Genomic DNA, 18,663 nt, shown 5'->3' on the forward strand with positions numbered 1-18,663 from the left:
CGCAGGGCGGTCACCCTTCACGGGGTGGCCGCCCTGCGGCGTTCCCGGGGGCGTTCCAGGGTGTTCCTGGAGGCGTTCCCGGGGGCGGGCGTCCGGGTGGCTCACCCGTACGGGGGAGGGGCCGGAACCGCTCCGGGGAGGGAGGCGGGGAGGCGCCGGGGCGGGGGAGGCTTCCGGGTGTCGGATGACGGGCTTTCGAAGGGGGCCGGGGATGAAGCGGGTGCTGGGCGCGATGGCGATCACGGCGGGGGTGCTGGCCGGGATGTCGGCCTGCCTGCCGATCGGGGACGACCAGGAACACCGGACCCTCAGCTACGGGGTGGCCGACCGGATCACCGAGCTGGTGGTCGAGGGGGAGAACGGCGGCGTCGAGGTGACCGGCGGCGGCGACACCGTGCACGTGGTCGAGAAGCAGAACTACAAGGGCGCCGAGCCGAAGAGCACCCACGAGGTGAAGGACGGCGTGCTCCGGCTGACGTACGACTGCGACTCCTGCGGGATCGGGTACACCGTGCGGGTGCCGGCCGGGACCAAGGTGCGGGTGAAGGAGACCAACGGCGGCATCAAGCTGAACGGGCTGGCCGGCGACGCGGAGGCCGCCGTGACGAACGGCGGCGTCGAGGCCGGCGGGCTGACCTCGGCCCAGGTGAGGCTGAGCGCGGTGAACGGCGGGGTGAAGGCCGACTTCGCCGCCGCGCCGTCGAAGGTGGAGGCGCGGACGACCAACGGCGGCGTGCACGTGCGGGTGCCGGCCGGGGAGGCGTACACGGTGGACGCGCACGCGTCGTCCGGCGGGGTGGACGTCGGCATCCCCTCGCAGCCGGGTGCGGCGCGCGGCATCACCGCCCGGGCGGAGTCCGGCGGTGTGACGGTCACCGGTGGATGACCGGGCCGTTCCGGAGGTCCTGCCGGTAGGGCATGATCTTCTCCGCGGGGGCGGCGTCCCCGGTTACGGGGGAGGTACCGGGGTGGAGCACGCGTCGGGCCGGCCGAACTGGCCGGCCGGGCTGAGTCCGTACGTGCCGGACTCGCTGCTGGCGGTGGCCGCGGCGGGGGTCGCGGTCTGGTCGGTGTACCACGACGAGACGGCCTGGCCGTGGTGGGTCTGCGTGCTCGCGGTGGCGACCGCGCTGCCGCTGCCCTGGCGCCGTAGCCGGCCGCTGACGGTGCTGGTGCTGGCGACGGTGCCGTCCCTGGTGATCTCGGTCGTGGCGCACTCGGCGAACCCCCAGGTGCCGCTGTCCGGGGTGATCGCCTTCTACACGGTGGCCGAGCGGTCCTCGGACCGGGCGCGGTGGAGCGTGCTGGCGGTGGTGGTGGCCGGCAACGTCCTCGGCACCCACTCGCCGAACGGCGCGTTCTTCAGCCTGGTCACCTCCGTCGGCACCTTCGTGTTCGGCTCACTGGTGCGCGCCCAGCGGCAGCTGGCCCGGGTGCAGGCGGAACGGGCCAGGGAGACCGGTGAACGGGCGGCCAGTGAGGCGGCCAGGGCGGTGGCGGAGGAGCGGGCCAGGATCGCCCGGGAGATGCACGACATCCTGGCGCACGCGGTCTCGCTGATGGTGATCCAGGCCGAGGCCGGGCCGGTGGTGGTGCGCAACGACCCCGACCGGGCGATCCGCGCGTTCGACACCATCGCCGATGCCGGCCGCGACGCCATGGTCCAACTGCGGCGCGTGCTCGGGGTGTTGAAGGATCCGGAGGCGGGCCGCGAGCTGGCGCCGCAGCCCCGGCTGGCCGAACTCGCCGACGTGGCCGAGCGGGTGCGCGGAGCCGGCCTGCGGGTGGAGCTCGAACTCCCCGAGGAGCGGGGCGGGTTGGCCGCCGACGTGCAGGCGGCGGCGTACCGGATCGTGCAGGAGGCGCTGACCAACACGATCAAGCACGCCGGGGCCGACCGGGTGGCGATCCGGGTGCGGCGGACCGGGGAGGTGCTGGAGGTCGTGGTCTCCGACAACGGCCGCGGGGTGCCGCCGGCGGCCGACCGTACGGTGGTCGGCTGGTCCGGCGGGCGCGGGCTGGTCGGCATCCGGGAGCGGGCGGCGGCCTGCGGCGGACGGGCCGAGGCCGGTCCGGGACCGGCGGGCAGGGGATTCCTGGTGAGCGCCCGGCTGCCGCTGGGAGCGGGCGCAAAGGTGGAGGGAGTGGGCGGATGACGCCGATTCGGGTGGTCGTCGCGGACGACCAGGAGCTGGTGCGGGCCGGGTTCGGGATGATCCTGGACGCGCAGCCGGACATCGAGGTGGTGGCCGAGGCGGCCGACGGCGCCGAGGCGGTCGAGGCGGTGCGCGCGCACGGCCCGGACGTGCTGCTGCTGGACGTCCGGATGCCGGTGATGGACGGGCTGGAGGCGGCCCGCCGGGTGTGCGCGGAGTTCCCGTCCACCAAGGTGATCATGCTGACCACCTTCGACATCGACGACTACGTCTTCGACGCGCTCTACGCGGGCGCCAGCGGCTTCCTGCTCAAGGACGTCCGGCGGGACGACCTGGCGCACGGGGTGCGGATGGTCGCCTCGGGGGAGGCGCTGCTCGCGCCCTCGGTGACCAGGCGGCTGATCGGCGAGTTCGCCGCCCGCCGTCCGGGGTCGCCGGATCGGGCGGTGCGGCCGCCGTCCAAGCTGCTGGAACAGCTGACCCTGCGCGAGCAGGAGACGCTGCGGCTGATCGCCCGCGGGCTGTCCAACGCGGAGATCGCGGCCGAACTGGTGGTCAGCGAGCACACGGTGAAGACGCACGTCAGCAATGTGCTGAGCAAGCTCGGGCTGCGGGACCGGGTGCACGCGGTGGTGTTCGCGTACGAGGCGGGGGCGGTGGTGGCGGGGGAGTCCTGACGGGCTCCGCCGCGGCGGGCGCCGTCTCGGGCCCTGTCGAGGCCCCGTCGAGGGCTCCGCCGCGGGCTCCCTCGTGCGGGGGAGCCGGGGAGTTCACCGGTGCGGGCGATCCGGGACGAGGGGGCCGACGGACAGGCTGTGCGGTGTCGGAACGGACCACGGACACCGCAGGAGACCGCAGATGAACGCCAGCCAGCCCAGCCGCCTCACCGCGTACGCCGTCGTCGGCGCCCCGGCACTGATGGCCCTCTACGGCGGCATCCGCCTGGTGCCGGGCTCCCGCGAGCCGGGACTCGGCTGGACGGCCGGGCACACCGCGATGTTCGCCGGGCTGCTGCTCTTCGCCCCGGTCTTCCTCGCGCTGCGCCGGCGGCTCGCCCCGCGCGGCACGGCCGGGCGGATCGCGGCCGGGGCGGCGCTGGGCACGGCCTTCGCGGGGCTGCTCTGCTCGCTGGCGCAGATCGGGATCGACCTGGTGGTCGGCCTGGCGGCGGCGGACAAGGCCGAGCAGTCGCGGCTGTTCGACCGGGTGCAGGGCGTCCCGGGCGTGCTGCCGGCGGTGTACCAGGTCGGCCCGCTGCTGTTCTACGTCGGTCTGCTGGCGCTGCTGGTCGCCGCGTCGGTGGGCGCCGCCCGGACCCTGCGCTGGTGGAGCCCGGTGCTGATGCTGGTCGGCACCGTCGCCTCGGCCGCCGATCTGGCCCTGATCCCGCTGGCCGCCGCCTGCTACCTGGTGGCGCTGAGCCCGCTGGTCCGGCTCGGCGCCGGGCCCCGGCCGGTGCTGGCCTGACTCCTGGCCCAACTCATGGCCCAACTCCTGGCCCAACTCCTGGCCTAGCTCCTGGCCTAGCTCATCCGGAAGACCGGCCCCCGCGGGGTGAACGGCAGCCCGGAGCCGCGGGGGACGAGGAAGGCGTGCTCGCGGCGCACCCGCAGCACGTCGCACTCGCCGTCGGTGATCACCAGGACGGGCGCCCCGGGCGGGAAGTCCTCCGCCCGCTCCAGCAGGTCGACGCCCGGCTGCAGCACGGTGCCGCCGCGTCCGCGCACCCGGACCCGACCGGCGATCTCGTCGGGCGGGAGGTACCCGGCGTCGTGCGGGGCGGCGTCGCAGTACACCACCCGGGCGGCCGGGACGTCCCGGGCGGCGGCGTAGGAGGCGATCGCGCCGAGCGCCTTGCCGAGCAGGGGCCGGCTCATCGAGCCGGAGGTGTCCAGGACGACGCCGAAGGTGCAGCGGGGCACCTCCTCCTCGGGGTGGTGGCGGCCGGCCCGCGGGATGTCCGGGGTCGCGGCCTGCCGGCGGGCCGGGCGGGAGTAGCTGCGCACCGGCTCCGGCCGCGGCACGAACTCGTCGAACCAGCGCGCCAGTCGCGCGTCCCACGGCAGCGGCGGGTGGGCCAGTGCCCGGATCTCCTCGACCAGCCCGGCCGGGAGCAGGCCGCGCCCGCGCTGGTGCAGCTCGAAGCCCTGCTGGAGGCCGCGGCGGTAGAAGTCGTCGAGGTCCACGTAGTCGCGCGGGCCGCGGTCCAGCGGGGCGCCGAGGATGTCCGGCCGGTTCTTCCCGGCCAGGGTGGCGAGGCGGCGGATCCGGCGCTCGTCGCGGACGATCCGGTCGTACACCTCCTCGGCCGACAGGCCCTTCAGCTGCGGGTCGTGCAGCAGGCCCTCGGGCATCTCGCCGACGCCCATCTCCAGCAGCCAGCCGTTGATGACGTAGTCGGCGGCGACGTTGAACAGGAACGGGTCCCGCCCGCCGCGGCGCTCGCCGTGCCGCAGGGCGGCGTGCAGCATCTCGTGGCCGAGGATGAACCGCCACTCCTCGTCGGTGTACCGGCGCAGCGGGTTGACGTAGACCTCTCCGGCCTCGGCGTTGACGGCGGCGACGGAGATGCCGTGGGCGCGGGCGAGTTCGGCGTCGGCCACCAAGGTGAGCCCGGCCGCGATGCCGCCGAGCAGCGGGTACGAGGAGACGAACCAGTTGAGCGCCCTGGTCCAGGGCCGCTCCGGGAGCCGTTCGCCGGTCTCCTCGTCGAACCGGCCGCCGGCCCGGTCCATCGCGGTGGACATGGCGCGGGTGAGCGCCGCCGCGAAGGCGGTCTCCCAGTCCTTGGGGTCGCGGCCGCGGCCGTGCCACTCGACCAGCAGCTGGTCGCGGTCGGCGGTGCCGGCCGTCCCCGCGACGTCGGGCGGCGGCAGGCCGTCGCGGCGCCAGCGGGCGGCCAGCTCCTCCTCGTCGCCGCCGGGGTACTCCTGCGGGAGGACGACCGGGGCGCGGCCGACCGGGAAGGTGGCGAGGAAGCGGTTGACCACCGCGCAGCGGGCGGCGGCCGTGTGGTCGTCCGGCTGCTCCCGGGTGCCGCGGGCGGCCGGGACGTGGCCGAAGCCGAGGTGCAGCAGGCCGTGGGCGAGCACCCAGGCCCACTCCTCGGGCTCGGCCCGGCGGCGCGGGTTGACGTGCAGGGTGCCGTCGGAGTCCACCACCGCCCAGCCGCCCGGCGGGGCGAGCTCGCACTTCTCGGTGCGGCAGACGTCGACGGGCAGGGCGGCGAAGGCCGGGTTGCGGCGCAGCAGCCGGACGCCCTCGGCGAAGACCTCGGCGCCCGGGTCGGGCTTCTTCGCGGCCGCGGGCTTCACCGGCGGGCCTCGACCAGCCGGGGCATGTCCCGGGCCGCTTCGATCAGGAACCAGGAGGGCAGCACCGGGTTGCCGTCCGAGCCGTCGGCGATCACCGTCTGGGCGACCTCCACCGAGATCTCGGCCAGCTGCACCAGCAGCGACTTGGCCCGGAAGGCGGTCTGCCGCTGCGCCCCGGAGGCGTGCTCCTTGCTCGCGGGCAGCTCCTTGACCAGCCGGCCGCGGAAGGAGTCGGCCAGGTAGTAGAGCAGGTCGCGGTCCTCCGGCCGGTGCGGCCAGCGGGCGTCGCCCTTGAGGATCGCCTCCAGGCCGTACGAGTTGCGGACGATCTTCGCGTAGCCGCAGAAGGCGACCGCGTGCTGCGCGGTGAGCAGGCCGTACGAGAGGACCTTGAGGGTCGCCTCGTCCAGGGTGGGCCCGAAGGAGTGCAGCGCGTCGGAGAGCATGTGCCAGGCGCGCGGGGTGGAGAACGGCTCCTCGGTCTTGGGCGGGGCGGACCACAGGTGGTCGGGCCGGTCGGTGAGGTGGTCGAGGACCCAGGGGTGGATCCCGGCGCCGGCCGCCCAGCGCAGCCAGTCCTCGGCGCTGGCCCGCAGATGGACGTGGATCATGCGGTTGACCAGCGCGGAGGCCATCGGGCGGGCGAGCGCGCCGTCGGTGGCGCGGTTGCCGGCGCCGATCACGATGGAGCCGGGCGGCAGCTCGTACGAGCCGATCCGGCGGTCCAGGATCAGCGAGTAGAAGGCCTTCTGGACGTCCGGCGAGGCCGCGTTGAGCTCGTCCAGGAAGAGGCAGTACGGCTCGTCGCGGGCGATCTGCTCGGGCGGGCAGAACCGGGAGCGGCCGTCCGGGGTGAGCTGCGGGACGCCGATCAGGTCCTCCGGGGCGAGCTGGGTGCCGACCAGGCTCACGCACTCCAGGCCGAGCGACTCGGCGAACGCCCTGACCAGGGAGGACTTGCCGATCCCGGGCGCGCCCCAGAGGAACACCGGGCGTACGGTGGCCAGTCCGAGCAGCAGCTCGGGGATCTGGGAGGGCGAGACGCTGACTGCTCCCTGCACGGGGCTCCTTCGCGGTACGGCGGTCGACCGGCCCAGTGTGCGGCGGGAGTCGGCGGGGCGCACCCGGATTTCCGGCGGTGGGGGCGCACCCGGATTCCGGCGGTGGGGCGCGCCCGGATTTTCGGTGGCCGGGGGCGGGCCGGCGGCCGTACCGTCCCGGGTATGAACGCCAAGCGTCCCCTGATCGCCGTGCTCACCGGCGCGGGCATCTCCACCGACTCCGGCATCCCCGACTACCGCGGCCCGAAAGGCCTTTGGCAGCAGGACCCGTCGGCGCAGCGGATGGTCACCATCGGCCCCTACCTGGCGGACCCGGAGGTGCGCCGCAGGGCCTGGGTGATGCGCGGGGAGGCGGGCGCGCTCGCGGCCGAGCCGAACGCGGGGCACCGGGCGCTGGTCGACCTGGAGCGTTCCGGGCTGCCGGTCCGGGTGCTGACCCAGAACGTGGACGGGCTGCACCGGCGTTCCGGGCTGCCCGCCCGCAAGGTGCTCGAACTGCACGGCACCGCCACGGAGGTGCAGTGCGTGGGCTGCCGGGTGACCGGGCCGATGGCGGAGGCGCTGGCGCGGGTCGAGGCCGGGGAGCCGGATCCGGCGTGCCGGGAGTGCGGGGGGATCCTGCGGCCGCGGACGGTGATGTTCGGGGAGGCGCTGGACCCGGTGGTGCTCCAGCAGGCCGACGCGATCGCCAAGGCCTGTGACCTGTTCATCGCGGTGGGCACCAGTCTCCAGGTCTACCCGGTGGCCTCGCTGCCGCAGATCGCGCTGGAGGCCGGGGCCCGGCTGGTGGTGGTGAACGGCGAGCCGACGCCGTTCGACGGGGCCGCGGACGAGGTGATCCGGGAGCCGATCTCGCGGGCGCTGCCCGAGCTGGTGCGGAGGCTGGTCGCGGAAGGGGCGTAAGGGCCTTTACGGACGTACCGCACGCATACGATGATCGTCCCGGCGTCCCCCCACGGCCTGGAGTGATCGAGCGATGACGACGACGGCGAAGTTCGACCCCTGGTCGGCGGAGTTCGTGGCCCACCCGTACGACGCGTACGCCGAGCTGCGCGAACACGCGCCGGTGACGTACTTCGAGCCGACGGACCAGTGGCTCGTCTCGCGCCACGAGGACGTCAGCGCGCTGCTGCGCGACCGACGGCTCGGCCGCACCTACACCCACCGCTTCAGCCACGCCGAGTTCGGCCGCCCCGAGCCCGACCCGGCGCACGAGCCCTTCCACACCCTGAACGACCACGGGCTGCTCGACCTGGAGGCGCCCGACCACACCCGGATCCGCCGGCTCGTCTCCAAGGCCTTCACCCCGCGCATGGTCGAAGGCCTGCGCCCGACCGTCCGCCGCCTGGCCGGAGAGCTCGTCGACGAGCTGCTCGCGGCCGGCGGCGGCGACCTGATCGCCACCGTCGCCGAGCCGCTGCCCGTCGCCGTGATCGCCGAGATGCTCGGGGTCCCGGAGAGCGACCGCCACCTGCTGCGGCCCTGGTCCGCCGACATCACCGGGATGTTCGAGCTCAACCCGAGCGAGGAGACCGCCCGCCGGGCCGTCACCGCGAGCACCGAGTTCTCCGACTACCTGCGCGCCCTGATCCGCGAGCGCCGGACGGACCCGGGCGACGACCTGATCAGCGCGCTCATCCAGGCCCAGGAGGGCTCCGACGCGCTCAGCGAGCAGGAGATGGTCTCCACCTGCGTGCTGCTGCTCAACGCCGGCCACGAGGCGACCGTCAACACCACCGGCAACGGCTGGTGGGCGCTGTTCCGCAACCCCGGGGAACTCGCCCGGCTGCGCGGCTCGGTGGACGAGCTGCTGCCCACCGCGATCGAGGAACTGATGCGCTGGGACACCCCGCTGCAGATGTTCGAGCGCTGGGTGCTGGAGGACATCGAGGTCCGCGGCGTCACCATCCCGCGCGGCTCCGAGATCGCCCTGCTCTTCGGCTCCGCCAACCGCGACCCCGAGCGCTTCGCCGACCCCGACCGGCTCGACCTCGCCCGCGCCGACAACCCGCACATCACCTTCGGCGCCGGAATCCACTTCTGTCTGGGCGCCCCGCTCGCCAGACTGGAGCTCACCGAGTCCTACGGCACCCTGCTGCGCCGGGCCCCGGGCCTGCGGCTGGTCCGCGAGCCCGAGTGGAACCCGGGCTACGTGATCCGCGGGCTCAAGGAACTGCGGGTCGAGCTGTAACCGGAAGAGGGGGGAACCGCCGTGGGCAAGGCGACGGGGGCACTGCTGGGGCTGGCGATCGGGGACGCGATCGGCCGGCTGACGGAGTTCAAGCCCGTCGAGCTGATCGCCGCCGACCACCCGGACTGGCGGCGGCTCCCGCTGCCCGGCCGGGCCCTGGTCACCGACGACACCCAGATGACGCTCGCCCTCGGCCGCGGCCTGCGCACCGCCCTGGCGCGCGGGCCGTTGACCCCGCTGCGCCTGGAGCGGCCGGTCCGCGAGGAGTTCGTCGACTGGTGGCGCTCCCCGGAGAACAACCGCGCCCCCGGCATGACCTGCCTGCGCTCCTGCGAGCGGCTCAGCCACGACGCCGTCCGCTGGCAGCAGGCCAGCGACGTCGGCTCCAAGGGCTGCGGCGCCAACATGCGGGTCGCCCCGATCGGGCTGGTCCGCGAGCTGGACGCCCGGCAGCTCTCCGGCGCCGCCCAGCTGCAGTCCGGGCTCACCCACGGCCACCCCACCGCGCTCGCCGCCAGCGACCTCACCGCGTACGCCGTCCGCAAGCTCGCCGAGGGCGTCCCGCCGGCCGGGCTGCCCGCGGTGCTGCGGGCGTACGCGCTGGCGAGCCGGGAGCGGTACGACGAGTTCTGGCTCGGCGACCTCGCCGCCCACTGGTACGGCCCCTCGCCGCAGGCCGTCCTCGCCCGCGGCTGGGACGACTGCCTGAAGGTGCTCGACCAGCTGGACGCCGCGCTCGCCGCGCCCGACGTCGAGGCCGACCCCTGCCTGGCCACCGGCGAGGGCTGGGTCGCCGAGGAGGCCTTCGGCACCGGCCTGCTCTGCTTCCTGCTGCTGCCGGACGACCCGGTGGCCGCCGTCCGCCGGGCCGCCTACTCCAGCGGCGACTCCGACTCCCTGGCCTGCCTGACCGGCGCCTTCGCGGGTGCCCACCACGGCGAGGCGGTCTGGCCGGCCGACTGGGTGGAGCGGATCGAGCACCGGGACGAGCTGTTGGAGCTCGGGGCGCTCTGGGACTGACGAGGGGGCCCGCCGGGGGCGGGGAACCGGTCGGCGGGGTGGCGCGTCGAAGGGCCATGACGAACCGCAGCACCGGAACCCGTCGCCCACCCCGCCGTCCGGCGGCGCTGCTCCTCGCCGCCGTGCTCGCCGCGCCGCTGCTCGCCGGCTGCGGCAGCACCGGCGCCGCCGCGCCCGCGGAGCTGCGGGCCTCGGCACCCGCGAGCCGTCCCGCCGTCGACCCGGCCCAGCTGACCGCGACCGCGGCCGCCACCAACGCCTTCGGCCTCGACCTCCTGCACGCCCTCACCGCACGGCCCGACGCGGCCGGCCACAACCTCGTGGTCTCCCCGTCGGGCCTGGCCACCGTGCTCGCCATGCTGCTGCCCGGCACCCGCGGCGCCACCGCCGACGAGCTCGCCAAGGCCCTGCACACCGAGCTCACCCCGCAGCAGTACGCCCTCGCCACCGGCGCGCTGAACCGCCGGACGCCCTCCGGCGGAGGGCTCACCCTGCGCCAGAGCGACGACCTCTGGACCCAGCAGGGCTTCGCCGTCGCGCCGGACTACCTGGCCACCCTCGCCGCCGCCTTCGACGCCGGGGTGCACCCCACCGACTTCGCCAAGGACCCGGAGGGCTCCCGCAAGACCGTCAACACGGCCGTGGAGAAAGCCACCGAGGGCCGGATCAAGGAGCTCTTCGCCCCGAACGCGATCACCCCGGACACCCGGCTGGTGCTCACCGACGCGCTCTACCTCAAGGCCGAGTGGGCCTCCGCGTTCAAGCCCGCGCAGACCGCCGACCGCCCGTTCCACACGCTCGACGGCGCCGCCCCGGCCGTCCCCTCGATGAGCCAGACCGGCGAGTTCAAGTACGCCGACGGCTCCGGCGGGATCGTCGGCGAGCCCTGGCAGGCCGTCGAACTCCCGTACGCGGGGGGCCGGTTGGTGATGGACCTGATCGTCCCCGCACAGGGCGGCTTCGCGGCCTTCAGCAAGGGCCTGGACCAGCCCCAGCTGGACCGCATCCTCGGCGCCCTCGACGAGCGGCGGGTCGACCTGCAACTGCCGCGCTTCCACTTCGACACGTCCGAGGAGCTCACCTCAACGCTGCGCTCGCTCGGCGTGAACTCGGTCTTCGACCGGGCCGACCTCAGCGGCATCGCCAAGGAACCGCTCGCCGTCAGCACGGTGGTGCAGAAGGCGACCGTCCAGGTCGACGAGGAGGGCACGGTCGCGGCGGCCGGCAGCGGCGTCGGGATCGCGGCGGCGGCCGCGCCCGCCCCGGGCCAGACCGCCCAGCTGCACATCGACCGGCCGTTCCTGTTCCTGATCCGGGACACCGACGGCGGACGGCCGCTGTTCCTCGGTCAGGTCACCGACCCGCAGGCGAAGTAGCCGGCCGTCCGTACGGAAGCCCGTACGGAAGCCCGTACGGAAGCCCGGACGGCAGCCCGGCGGCCGGGCTCACCAGGCCGGGTAGCGCCCGCCGAGCCCGGGGTGGAGCGGGTCGCGGCTGCCGAACAGCACCAGCAGGTCGTCCGCGACCTGCCTCAGCTCGGCCCGCCCCTCGACCGCCCCGGCCCACTCGGCGGGCAGCGCCGAGGCGCCGTACGCGGCCCCGACCAGGTTGCCGCAGACCGCGCCGGTCGAGTCGCTGTCCCCGGAGTGGTTCACCGACAGCAGCAGCGCGGAGCGCACCGGGTCCGGGTCGAGGGTGGCCGCCAGCAGCGAGTACACCGCGATGCCCAGGCACTCCTCGGCGATCCAGCCGAGCCCGACCCGCTCCGCCGCCTCCGCCGAGGGCCCGGACTCCTGGGCGATCCGCACCGCCCGGGCCAGCGCCTGGACGGTCTCCTTGGAAGCGGGCAGCTCGCGGATCTGCTCGACCGTCTCGCCGACCGCCGCCCACGGCTCCGTCCCGTTCGCGAGCCGCTCGACCAGCGCCGCGAAGGCGCCCGCCGCGAGGTAGCCGGTCGGGTGCCCGTGGGTGAGCTGGGCGCACTGCACCGCCAGCCCGAAGGACTGCTCGGCACCCAGCCGGGCCAGCCCGAACGGCGCCGAACGCATCACCGTGCCGCAGCCCTTGGACCCCGGGTTGATCGGCCCCGGCCGCCCGATCGCGGACGGCGCCTCGAACACCGGGTGCTCGGACACCCCGCTCAGACAGGCGTTGCCCGGCGCCCGCCGCGCGTACAGGAAGGGCTGCCGCAGCAGCCAACCGTCGTACGGGCGGGGCTGCGGTCCGGCGTCCGGCGCGGGCTGGTACTGCGTCAGCAGCCAGCGCCGGTAGGCGCCGTGGACGGCCTCCGGCACCGAGCCGCCGCCGCCCGTCCAGCCGCGCACGAAGCCGCGGATCAGGCCCTCGGCGGTGAACAGCGTCATCTGGGTGTCGTCGGTGACCTCCACCGGCCCGGGCCCGGCCGGCAGCGCGGTCACGCCCTCCGGCCCGTACCGGTCCTGGATCTGGTGGAGCTGCTGGAACTCCACCGGCCAGCCCAGCGCATCGCCGATCGCTCCGCCGAGCAGCGCTCCGCGCACCCGGTCCCGGTACCCCGACTCGGCCGCCGGCTCCGTCACGTCGGATCCCCCTTCGTTCGTGGCGGAGTACGTTCTTCGGCTTCCTCGCCTCCGCGAGAGGAGACGATTCCCGCCGGTCCTGCGACCGGAGGGGGCTCCCGGTTGCCCGGTCGCCTGGTTGGCGCTTCACGGCCCGCCCAACGGCTGAGGCTCCACGCCCTGCAAACGCCTGCCCGGCGTCCGTTACTACGAAGGTCGTGCCAGGTGCCCCGGCTTGGCTGTCGCCGGAGACACCATGATCGTACTGAACCTGACCGACAAGCGGGACGTCAGCCGCGGATCTGTCCGGCGCGTCCGTGCAGGGCGGCCCGGTCGGCGGCGGCGCGGCCGGCCGCCCAGCCGACACCGTCGCTGACCCGCACCCGCTGCGAGACCAGCTTCGGGAACAGCCGGCCGATCTCCTCGTCCACCGCCTCCGAACGGGCGGCGAGCGCGGGCAGCAGCCGCTCGTCCGGCAGCAGCTGCTCCTCGGTGCCGTCCTCGCGCAGGTGCCGGCCGGCCGCGGCGGCGCTGGTGGTCCGCTCGGTGGCGGCGGTCAGCCGCTCGCGGATCCGCGCCGCGTACGCGACCAGGAAGGACTGCCGGAACGCCTTGCTGCGCGAATCCCGGCGGGAGCCCGCCTTGTTGAGGGCGTGGGTGGCCTGCACCAGCAGCGAGGTGTAGAGCAGCTCGACGCCGTCCAGGTCGCCGTCGAAGCCGACCACCGTGCAGAAGCCGAACTCCTTCGCCCACACCACCCGGCACCGGTTGGCCGCCGCGACCGCGTCCAGCAGCATCGTCTTGGGGCCCTCGTACGGGTTGTCCACCCCGATCCGCAGCGCCGCCGGGGCGTCGCGGTCGGCACCGGTGGCGGCCAGCAGCGCGTCGTCGATGCTGTGCTGGGCCATCAGCTGCTGGGCCTTGGCGGTCAGCGCCTCGGCCTCGTCGGGGAACTCGGTGGACTCGGCCTTGGCCAGCAGCGCCCGGATCCGGGCCAGCATCCTCGGCTCGCCCGCCGGCGGCCCGGGGTGCCGCGGTCCGGAGTGCCGCGCACGCGCCGACTGCCCGGGGGCCGGGCCGACCGGGGCGATCGGCGGCAGCCGGCCCCAGCTGCGCAGCAGCTCCAGGGCGACGGTCGCGAGCGCGAAGCGGTCCAGCCGGTGCTTCTGGGCGAAGGCGCCGAGGTACTGCTCGTCGCCGGGCCACCAGACCTCGGCCTCCAGCTCGCGCAGCTGCTCCAGCCAGCGCCGGTCGAGCGCCGCCGCCGGGTGGCGCCGGTCCTCCGCGGCGATCAGGTCCACCGCGAGCTCCAGGTGGACGGGCTTCAGCCCGCGCCGCACCACCCGCACCAGGTCCGCCGGGCGCCACCCCGCCGACCAGCACCGCCCGACGGCGGTGTCCGCGTACGCCAGCAGCGCCCGGCTCACCGCCGACCACTGCCCGGCCGACGCGGCCAGCAGCGACGCCCCGGTGTCCAGCGCGAGGTCCAGCCCCTCCTCCGGCGCCGTCACCACCGACCGCACCGCCTGCTCCAGCAGCGGCCCGGCGTCCCCGCCCTGCTGCTCGTGCTCGCCCACGGTGTGTCCCTGCTCTCCTCGACGGCCCGGTTCCTCCTGCCCATGATGCCGGAGCCGCCGCCGATACCCGGGGGAGAGACGGCGGCGCCCGGCCCCGGGGCGGGACCGGGCGCCGGGTGCCGGCCCCTCGCCGAGCGGTCCGGCTCAGCGCTCGACGGCCTTGGCCAGGATCTCCGGGGTGCGCTCCAGCAGCCGGGTGGCCGCCGTCCGGACGCCGAGGACGGCGACCAGGGCGCCGTAGAGCGGGCCGATCAGCAGCACCGGCCAGCTCGGCCCGTCCGACAGCAGCGCCCAGCCGAGGTAGCCGCCGACGGGCAGGGCGAGCAGGGCGACGCCGACCATCGAGCCGAAGGAGTTGAGCATGATCAGCCCGCCCTGGCCGGGGGCGGCGTTGCGCATCGGGTTGCTGTCGGCCGGCATGGTGTACGGCACCAGCACGCTGAACACCGAGCCGAGCGCCACCCCGCAGCCGAGCAGCGCGAACGCCAGGCCGAGCGCGGACGGCAGCTCGCCCCACCGGCCGGTGACGGCCGCCAGCACCAGCCCGAGCAGCACCGTCACCGGGACGGCGTACAGGAGCACGGCGTACGCCCGGCCGCGCAGCTCGTCCCGGGCGTCCGCCGGGGTGCGCAGGGTGGCGGCGACCATCCAGAACGCCGAGCCGTCCATGCCGAACAGGTTGAGCATCTGCAGCCCGAGGAACATCCCGGTCATCGCCAGCAGGTAGACGCTCGCCCAGCCCTGGACCATCGACAGCACGCAGATCACCACCGTCATGCCGATGCTGGTGAACAGCGCGGCCTTGGCCCGCGGTTCGCGCCAGGCGTACCGCAGGTGGCGCTGCATCACCGCGCCGGTCCGGCCGGCGGGCAGGAAGCCCCAGCCGCGCGAGCTCCGCACCCCGCGGGCCACCTCCAGGGTGGAGGAGTCGGCGGTGACCATCAGCTCCTGCAGGCTGCCGCGCCACCAGCGCAGCAGCAGCGCCAGCAGCACGGCGGCCGCGGCGAGCTGCAGCAGCGCCGCCCCGTACTCGCCGGTGCCGACGCTGCGGGGGGCGTCCGCGGCGCTGATCGGCGGGATCCAGCGCAGCACCGCGGCGATCGGCTTGAGCGGGCTGAGATCGATGTCCTGGCCCTGCTGACGGCCGAAGACGCTCTGCGAGCCGACGTTGGCGACCTGGACGAGCAGGGCGAAGGCCAGCCCGCCGAAGATCGCGAAGTCCTTGCCGCGCCGGCTGGAGAGCATCCGGGCGTTCCCGGCCGCGACCGCCCGGGAGAGCGTGACCAGGCAGAGCAGGGCGAGCGGCACGGCGATCACCGCGGTGGCGGCGGAGGCGCCGCCCGTGGCTCCGGAGAGCACCGCGGCGGTCACCAGCACCAGGCTGATCAGCGGGCCGGGCCCGATCAACGAGGCCAGCAGCGAGCCGCGCAGCAGCGGACCGGGCCGCAGCGGCAGCATGGTGAGCCGGGTCGGGTCGGCGCTCTCGTCGCTGGAGAACAGGAACAACGGCAGCGCGGCCCAGCCCAGGGTCAGCACGCCGAGCAGCATCACCCCGGTGTTCCCGGAGCCCTCGTAGCGCCCGTTGAGCATCGCCATGCCGAGGGCGATGAAGCCCGCGACGACCAGTCCGAGAACGCCGCCGACGATGTACACCGCCGCCCGGCCCCGGCTGCGCCGCAGTCCGTTGCGCAGCAGCCGCAGCTTGAGCGCCACCAGGGCGCGGACCACCGTCCGCCCGTCGGGGACCGTGGTGGGCACGGCCGCAGTCACTGCCCGCCCCCGAGCTGCCCGCCCTCGAGCTGCCCGCCGCCGAGCTGCCCGCCCCCGGCCCGGGTGCCGCCGAGCCAGCCGAGCGCCTGCCCGTCGTCCTCGCGGACGCCGATCAGCTCCAGGAACGCCTCGTGCAGGCTGCGCCCGCCCCGGACGGTGTCGAGCGGGCCGTGGGCGATCACCCGGCCCGCGTTGACCACCGCGACCCAGTCGCAGAGCTGCTCGACCAGCTCCATCACGTGGCTGGAGAAGACGACCGTGGAGCCGGCCGCCGCGTACCGCTTGAGTACGCCGCGGATGGTCTGGGCGGAGACCGGGTCGACGCCCTCGAAGGGCTCGTCCAGGAACAGCACGTCGGGGTTGTGCAGCAGCGCGGCCGCCAGCCCGATCTTCTTGCGCATGCCGGTGGAGTAGTCGGCGACCAGCTTGTCGGCGTCCCGGCCGAGGTCCAGGACGGCCAGCAGCTCCTCGGCCCGGCGGTCCACCTCGGCGCCGGGCAGGCCGCGCAGCCGTCCGGTGTACTGCAGCAGCTCGCGCCCGCTGAGCCGTTCGAACATCCGCAGGCCCTCGGGCAGGATGCCGATCCGGGCCTTGACCGTGACCGGGTCGGCCCACACGTCGGTGCCGTGGACCAGGACGGTGCCCTGGTCGGGCCGCAGCAGCCCGGTGGCCATCGACAGCGTGGTGGTCTTGCCGGCGCCGTTCGGGCCGACCAGCCCGATGAAGGAGCCGGCCGGCAGCTCCAGGCTCAGCCCGGCCACGGCGGCCTGGGTGCCGAAGTGCTTCCACAGCCCCCGGATGCTGACGGCGGACGGGACGCCCGCCTCGGGGTGGTCGGAGGACGGTGGTGCTGAGGCGTGCATCGCTGCCTTCTCTGCCGTGGTGGGTCGTGGCGGGTCCGCGGTGGTCCGGGGTGGGTCCGCGGTGGAGTGAGCCCCCGGGTTCAGCCTGTCACCGGCCGAACGGGCTGTCGCCCGAGTTGAGGATCCCCTGAGCGTGTCCGCCGAACGGGTGAGGCGCGCCGCCCCGGAGACCCTTCCCGACGGCTACTGGGCCGAATCGGCAACTACTCAGTTCGCCTGTTCGTCCTGCACTATGAGGAGCAGTGAGGGGACGCGGGGGTCCCGCGGTACCGGGAGGTGGCGGATGTCCGTTCAACCGTGGGGCGAACCCGGTCCCGGCCACAAGCACGGGCAGGGACACGGGCACGGCCAGGGCTACGGGCAGGGCTACGGCCAGGGCCACCGGCAGGTCGCCGGCTGGCAGCCGGCCCCGGCGCCGTCCCCGCAGTCCGCGATGCGGGCGGGCCACGCGGACCGGGACCGGACGGTCGACGTGCTGAAGGCCGCGTTCGCCGAGGGCCGGCTCTCCGTCCAGGAGTACGAGCAGCGCCACGAGGCGGTCGCCGCGGCGCAGACCTACGGCCAGTTGGCCGCGCTGGTGGCCGACCTGCCGTCCGGGCCGATGCCGGCGCCGTTGCAGGCCGCGCAGCCCGTCCCGGCGACCTTCCTGGTGCCGCCCCCGATGCCGCAGGCCCGGCCCACCAGTGCGCTGGCGGTGGTCTCCCTGGTGTGTGGCCTGATCGGCTTCCTGGCGCTGCCGGTGGTTCCCGCGGTGATCACCGGACACCTCGCCCGCAAGCAGATCCGCGAGCGCAACATGGACGGGGACTGGGCGGCCGTGCTGGGGCTGGTGCTCGGCTACATGGGCACCGCGTTCTGGACCCTGCTGATCCTGCTGGGCATCGCCGCCTAGCGCCCGCCGCCCGGCGAGGCCCGGTCCGCCCGGTCCGTTCCGGTGGCGTCCGGCCGGGGCGTGTGGTAGAGCGGGTGAAGACGGCCGGACACCGGACGGCCACGCGCGGGACACCCGCGTGACGCCCGGCCGAAGGCGACGACCTGCGGCGTTGCATTTGTTTTGACCGCGCCCCATGCGCTAGGTACGCTCTGACCTTGTGCCTGGGGTGTCCCCGGGTCCTTGTGCGTGCATGCACACCGGTCGCCGCGCCGAGCCGGAGCGCTTTCCAGCGCCCCGCGCGTAGAGCGCCGTCGCTGTACATCAGCCATGGGATTCCGTGCCGGAAAATGCCCAACACACCCGACCGCGTGGGTCGACCACGGGTGTCGTGTGCGAGGGAGACACCGCAGGTTAGTTCCACCAAGCCTTGGCACACAGAAAACGGAGAAACGGTGCCTACGATCCAGCAGCTGGTCCGAAAGGGCCGGCAGGACAAGGTCGAGAAGAACAAGACTCCCGCGCTGAAGGGCTCCCCGCAGCGCCGTGGGGTCTGCACGCGTGTGTACACGACCACCCCGAAGAAGCCGAACTCGGCGCTTCGCAAGGTCGCCCGTGTGCGCCTCACCAGCGGGATCGAGGTCACCGCTTACATCCCGGGCGAGGGCCACAACCTGCAGGAGCACTCCATCGTGCTGGTGCGCGGTGGTCGTGTGAAGGACCTTCCTGGTGTCCGCTACAAGATCATCCGCGGTTCGCTTGACACCCAGGGTGTCAAGAACCGCAAGCAGGCTCGCAGCCGCTACGGCGCCAAGAAGGAGAAGTAAGAATGCCTCGTAAGGGCCCCGCCCCGAAGCGCCCGGTCATCATCGACCCGGTTTACGGCTCCCCGGTCGTCACCCAGCTGGTCAACAAGATCCTGCTGCACGGCAAGCGCTCCACCGCCGAGCGGATCGTCTACGGCGCCCTCGAGGGCGTCCGCGACAAGACCGGCTCGGACCCGGTCGTCACGCTGAAGCGCGCGCTGGAGAACGTCAAGCCGGCCCTCGAGGTCAAGTCCCGCCGTGTCGGTGGCGCGACCTACCAGGTTCCGGTCGAGGTCCGTCCGGGCCGCGCCAGCACCCTGGCGCTGCGCTGGATGGTCGGTTACTCCCGCGCCCGTCGCGAGAAGACCATGACCGAGCGCCTGATGAACGAGATCCTCGACGCCAGCAACGGCCTGGGCGCTTCCGTGAAGCGTCGCGAGGACACCCACAAGATGGCCGAGTCCAACAAGGCCTTCGCGCACTACCGCTGGTAGTCC

17 protein-coding genes are annotated in these 18,663 nt (G+C 74.5%); 11 read left to right on the plus strand and 6 right to left on the minus strand.

The annotated features are described in order from the left end of the window. Nucleotides 1-211 precede the first annotated feature (211 nt). The 4 genes from ACYP53_RS11485 (at nt 212) to ACYP53_RS11500 (ending at nt 3,623) form a co-directional block, all read left to right on the plus strand. The gene (locus tag ACYP53_RS11485) at nt 212-886 is read left to right on the plus strand and encodes a DUF4097 family beta strand repeat-containing protein (RefSeq protein WP_459647332.1); all 675 of its coding nucleotides are present in this window, start codon (nt 212-214) and stop codon (nt 884-886) included. Nucleotides 887-968: 82 nt separating this feature from the next. Beyond that, nucleotides 969-2,156: a sensor histidine kinase gene (locus ACYP53_RS11490; RefSeq protein WP_229928570.1), complete on the plus strand. Its 1,188-nt coding sequence runs from the start codon at nt 969-971 to the stop codon at nt 2,154-2,156. Beyond that, complete coding sequence (locus ACYP53_RS11495) at nt 2,153-2,833, plus strand: response regulator (RefSeq protein ID WP_189916040.1); 681 nt, start codon at nt 2,153-2,155, stop codon at nt 2,831-2,833. Before ACYP53_RS11490 ends, ACYP53_RS11495 begins: the two co-directional genes overlap by 4 nt. Before the next feature lie 181 nt (nt 2,834-3,014). Continuing rightward, on the plus strand, nt 3,015-3,623 hold the full coding sequence (locus ACYP53_RS11500; RefSeq protein WP_459647333.1) for a hypothetical protein: 609 nt from the start codon (nt 3,015-3,017) through the stop codon (nt 3,621-3,623). Between the two features lie 56 nt (nt 3,624-3,679). Here the strand turns inward: ACYP53_RS11500 and ACYP53_RS11505 are convergent, their stop codons facing one another. Both ACYP53_RS11505 and ACYP53_RS11510 read right to left on the minus strand, forming a co-directional pair. Beyond that, a complete protein-coding gene (locus tag ACYP53_RS11505) occupies nt 3,680-5,470 on the minus strand; it encodes a vWA domain-containing protein (protein ID WP_459647334.1) in 1,791 nt (596 codons plus the stop codon). Beyond that, nucleotides 5,467-6,531: an ATP-binding protein gene (locus ACYP53_RS11510; RefSeq protein WP_189916043.1), complete on the minus strand. Its 1,065-nt coding sequence runs from the start codon at nt 6,529-6,531 to the stop codon at nt 5,467-5,469. Before ACYP53_RS11510 ends, ACYP53_RS11505 begins: the two co-directional genes overlap by 4 nt. Before the next feature lie 162 nt (nt 6,532-6,693). Between ACYP53_RS11510 and ACYP53_RS11515 the strand changes: the two genes are divergently transcribed. The 4 genes from ACYP53_RS11515 to ACYP53_RS11530 all read left to right on the plus strand — a co-directional run bounded on the left by ACYP53_RS11515 (nt 6,694) and on the right by ACYP53_RS11530 (nt 11,118). Next, on the plus strand, nt 6,694-7,434 hold the full coding sequence (locus ACYP53_RS11515) for an SIR2 family NAD-dependent protein deacylase (protein ID WP_189916044.1): 741 nt from the start codon (nt 6,694-6,696) through the stop codon (nt 7,432-7,434). 73 nt (nt 7,435-7,507) lie between these two features. Next, nucleotides 7,508-8,722: a cytochrome P450 gene (locus ACYP53_RS11520; protein WP_459647335.1), complete on the plus strand. Its 1,215-nt coding sequence runs from the start codon at nt 7,508-7,510 to the stop codon at nt 8,720-8,722. A gap of 21 nt (nt 8,723-8,743) precedes the next feature. Next, the gene (locus ACYP53_RS11525; protein ID WP_459647336.1) at nt 8,744-9,742 is read left to right on the plus strand and encodes an ADP-ribosylglycohydrolase family protein; all 999 of its coding nucleotides are present in this window, start codon (nt 8,744-8,746) and stop codon (nt 9,740-9,742) included. 56 nt (nt 9,743-9,798) lie between these two features. Beyond that, nucleotides 9,799-11,118, plus strand: a complete 1,320-nt coding sequence (locus ACYP53_RS11530; RefSeq protein ID WP_459647337.1) for a serpin family protein — start codon at nt 9,799-9,801, stop codon at nt 11,116-11,118. Between the two features lie 69 nt (nt 11,119-11,187). Here ACYP53_RS11530 and ACYP53_RS11535 read toward each other — a convergent pair whose 3' ends face one another. From ACYP53_RS11535 to ACYP53_RS11550, 4 genes are all read right to left on the minus strand, one after another. After that, a complete protein-coding gene (locus ACYP53_RS11535; RefSeq protein ID WP_459647338.1) occupies nt 11,188-12,300 on the minus strand; it encodes an ADP-ribosylglycohydrolase family protein in 1,113 nt (370 codons plus the stop codon). 269 nt (nt 12,301-12,569) lie between these two features. After that, nucleotides 12,570-13,856: a DUF2786 domain-containing protein gene (locus tag ACYP53_RS11540; RefSeq protein WP_229928572.1), complete on the minus strand. Its 1,287-nt coding sequence runs from the start codon at nt 13,854-13,856 to the stop codon at nt 12,570-12,572. Nucleotides 13,857-14,000: 144 nt separating this feature from the next. After that, nucleotides 14,001-15,614, minus strand: a complete 1,614-nt coding sequence (locus ACYP53_RS11545) for a transporter (protein WP_459647339.1) — start codon at nt 15,612-15,614, stop codon at nt 14,001-14,003. An 8-nt stretch (nt 15,615-15,622) separates the two neighbouring features. Beyond that, nucleotides 15,623-16,489, minus strand: coding sequence for an ABC transporter ATP-binding protein (locus ACYP53_RS11550; protein WP_459647340.1), 867 nt, complete (start codon nt 16,487-16,489; stop codon nt 15,623-15,625). A 283-nt stretch (nt 16,490-16,772) separates the two neighbouring features. On the opposite strand from ACYP53_RS11550, the gene ACYP53_RS11555 reads away from it, so the two are divergent. From ACYP53_RS11555 to rpsG, 3 genes are all read left to right on the plus strand, one after another. Continuing rightward, nucleotides 16,773-17,381 (plus strand): DUF1707 and DUF4190 domain-containing protein, encoded by a 609-nt coding sequence (locus ACYP53_RS11555; RefSeq protein ID WP_459647341.1) that lies wholly within the window; start codon nt 16,773-16,775, stop codon nt 17,379-17,381. 434 nt (nt 17,382-17,815) lie between these two features. Continuing rightward, entirely contained in the window at nt 17,816-18,187 is a 372-nt protein-coding gene (rpsL, locus tag ACYP53_RS11560; protein ID WP_014144289.1) for a 30S ribosomal protein S12, read from the plus strand. A gap of 2 nt (nt 18,188-18,189) precedes the next feature. Then, nucleotides 18,190-18,660 carry a 30S ribosomal protein S7 gene (gene rpsG / locus ACYP53_RS11565; protein ID WP_030232420.1) on the plus strand — a complete coding sequence of 157 codons (471 nt, stop codon included), beginning with the start codon at nt 18,190-18,192 and terminating at the stop codon, nt 18,658-18,660. Nucleotides 18,661-18,663 lie beyond the last annotated feature (3 nt).

The organism is Kitasatospora sp. Ki12 (assembly GCF_054601375.1).

What these genes read in the sequence shown, in the direction of transcription:
- ACYP53_RS11520 (WP_459647335.1), top strand. Translation starts at nt 7,508, where the DNA reads ATGACGACGACGGCGAAGTTCGACCCCTGGTCGGCGGAGTTCGTGGCC.
- ACYP53_RS11550 (WP_459647340.1), bottom strand. Translation starts at nt 16,489, where the DNA reads ATGCACGCCTCAGCACCACCGTCCTCCGACCACCCCGAGGCGGGCGTC.
- ACYP53_RS11495 (WP_189916040.1), top strand. Translation starts at nt 2,153, where the DNA reads ATGACGCCGATTCGGGTGGTCGTCGCGGACGACCAGGAGCTGGTGCGG.
- ACYP53_RS11485 (WP_459647332.1), top strand. Translation starts at nt 212, where the DNA reads ATGAAGCGGGTGCTGGGCGCGATGGCGATCACGGCGGGGGTGCTGGCC.
- ACYP53_RS11500 (WP_459647333.1), top strand. Translation starts at nt 3,015, where the DNA reads ATGAACGCCAGCCAGCCCAGCCGCCTCACCGCGTACGCCGTCGTCGGC.
- rpsG (WP_030232420.1), top strand. Translation starts at nt 18,190, where the DNA reads ATGCCTCGTAAGGGCCCCGCCCCGAAGCGCCCGGTCATCATCGACCCG.
- ACYP53_RS11515 (WP_189916044.1), top strand. Translation starts at nt 6,694, where the DNA reads ATGAACGCCAAGCGTCCCCTGATCGCCGTGCTCACCGGCGCGGGCATC.
- ACYP53_RS11530 (WP_459647337.1), top strand. Translation starts at nt 9,799, where the DNA reads ATGACGAACCGCAGCACCGGAACCCGTCGCCCACCCCGCCGTCCGGCG.
- ACYP53_RS11555 (WP_459647341.1), top strand. Translation starts at nt 16,773, where the DNA reads ATGTCCGTTCAACCGTGGGGCGAACCCGGTCCCGGCCACAAGCACGGG.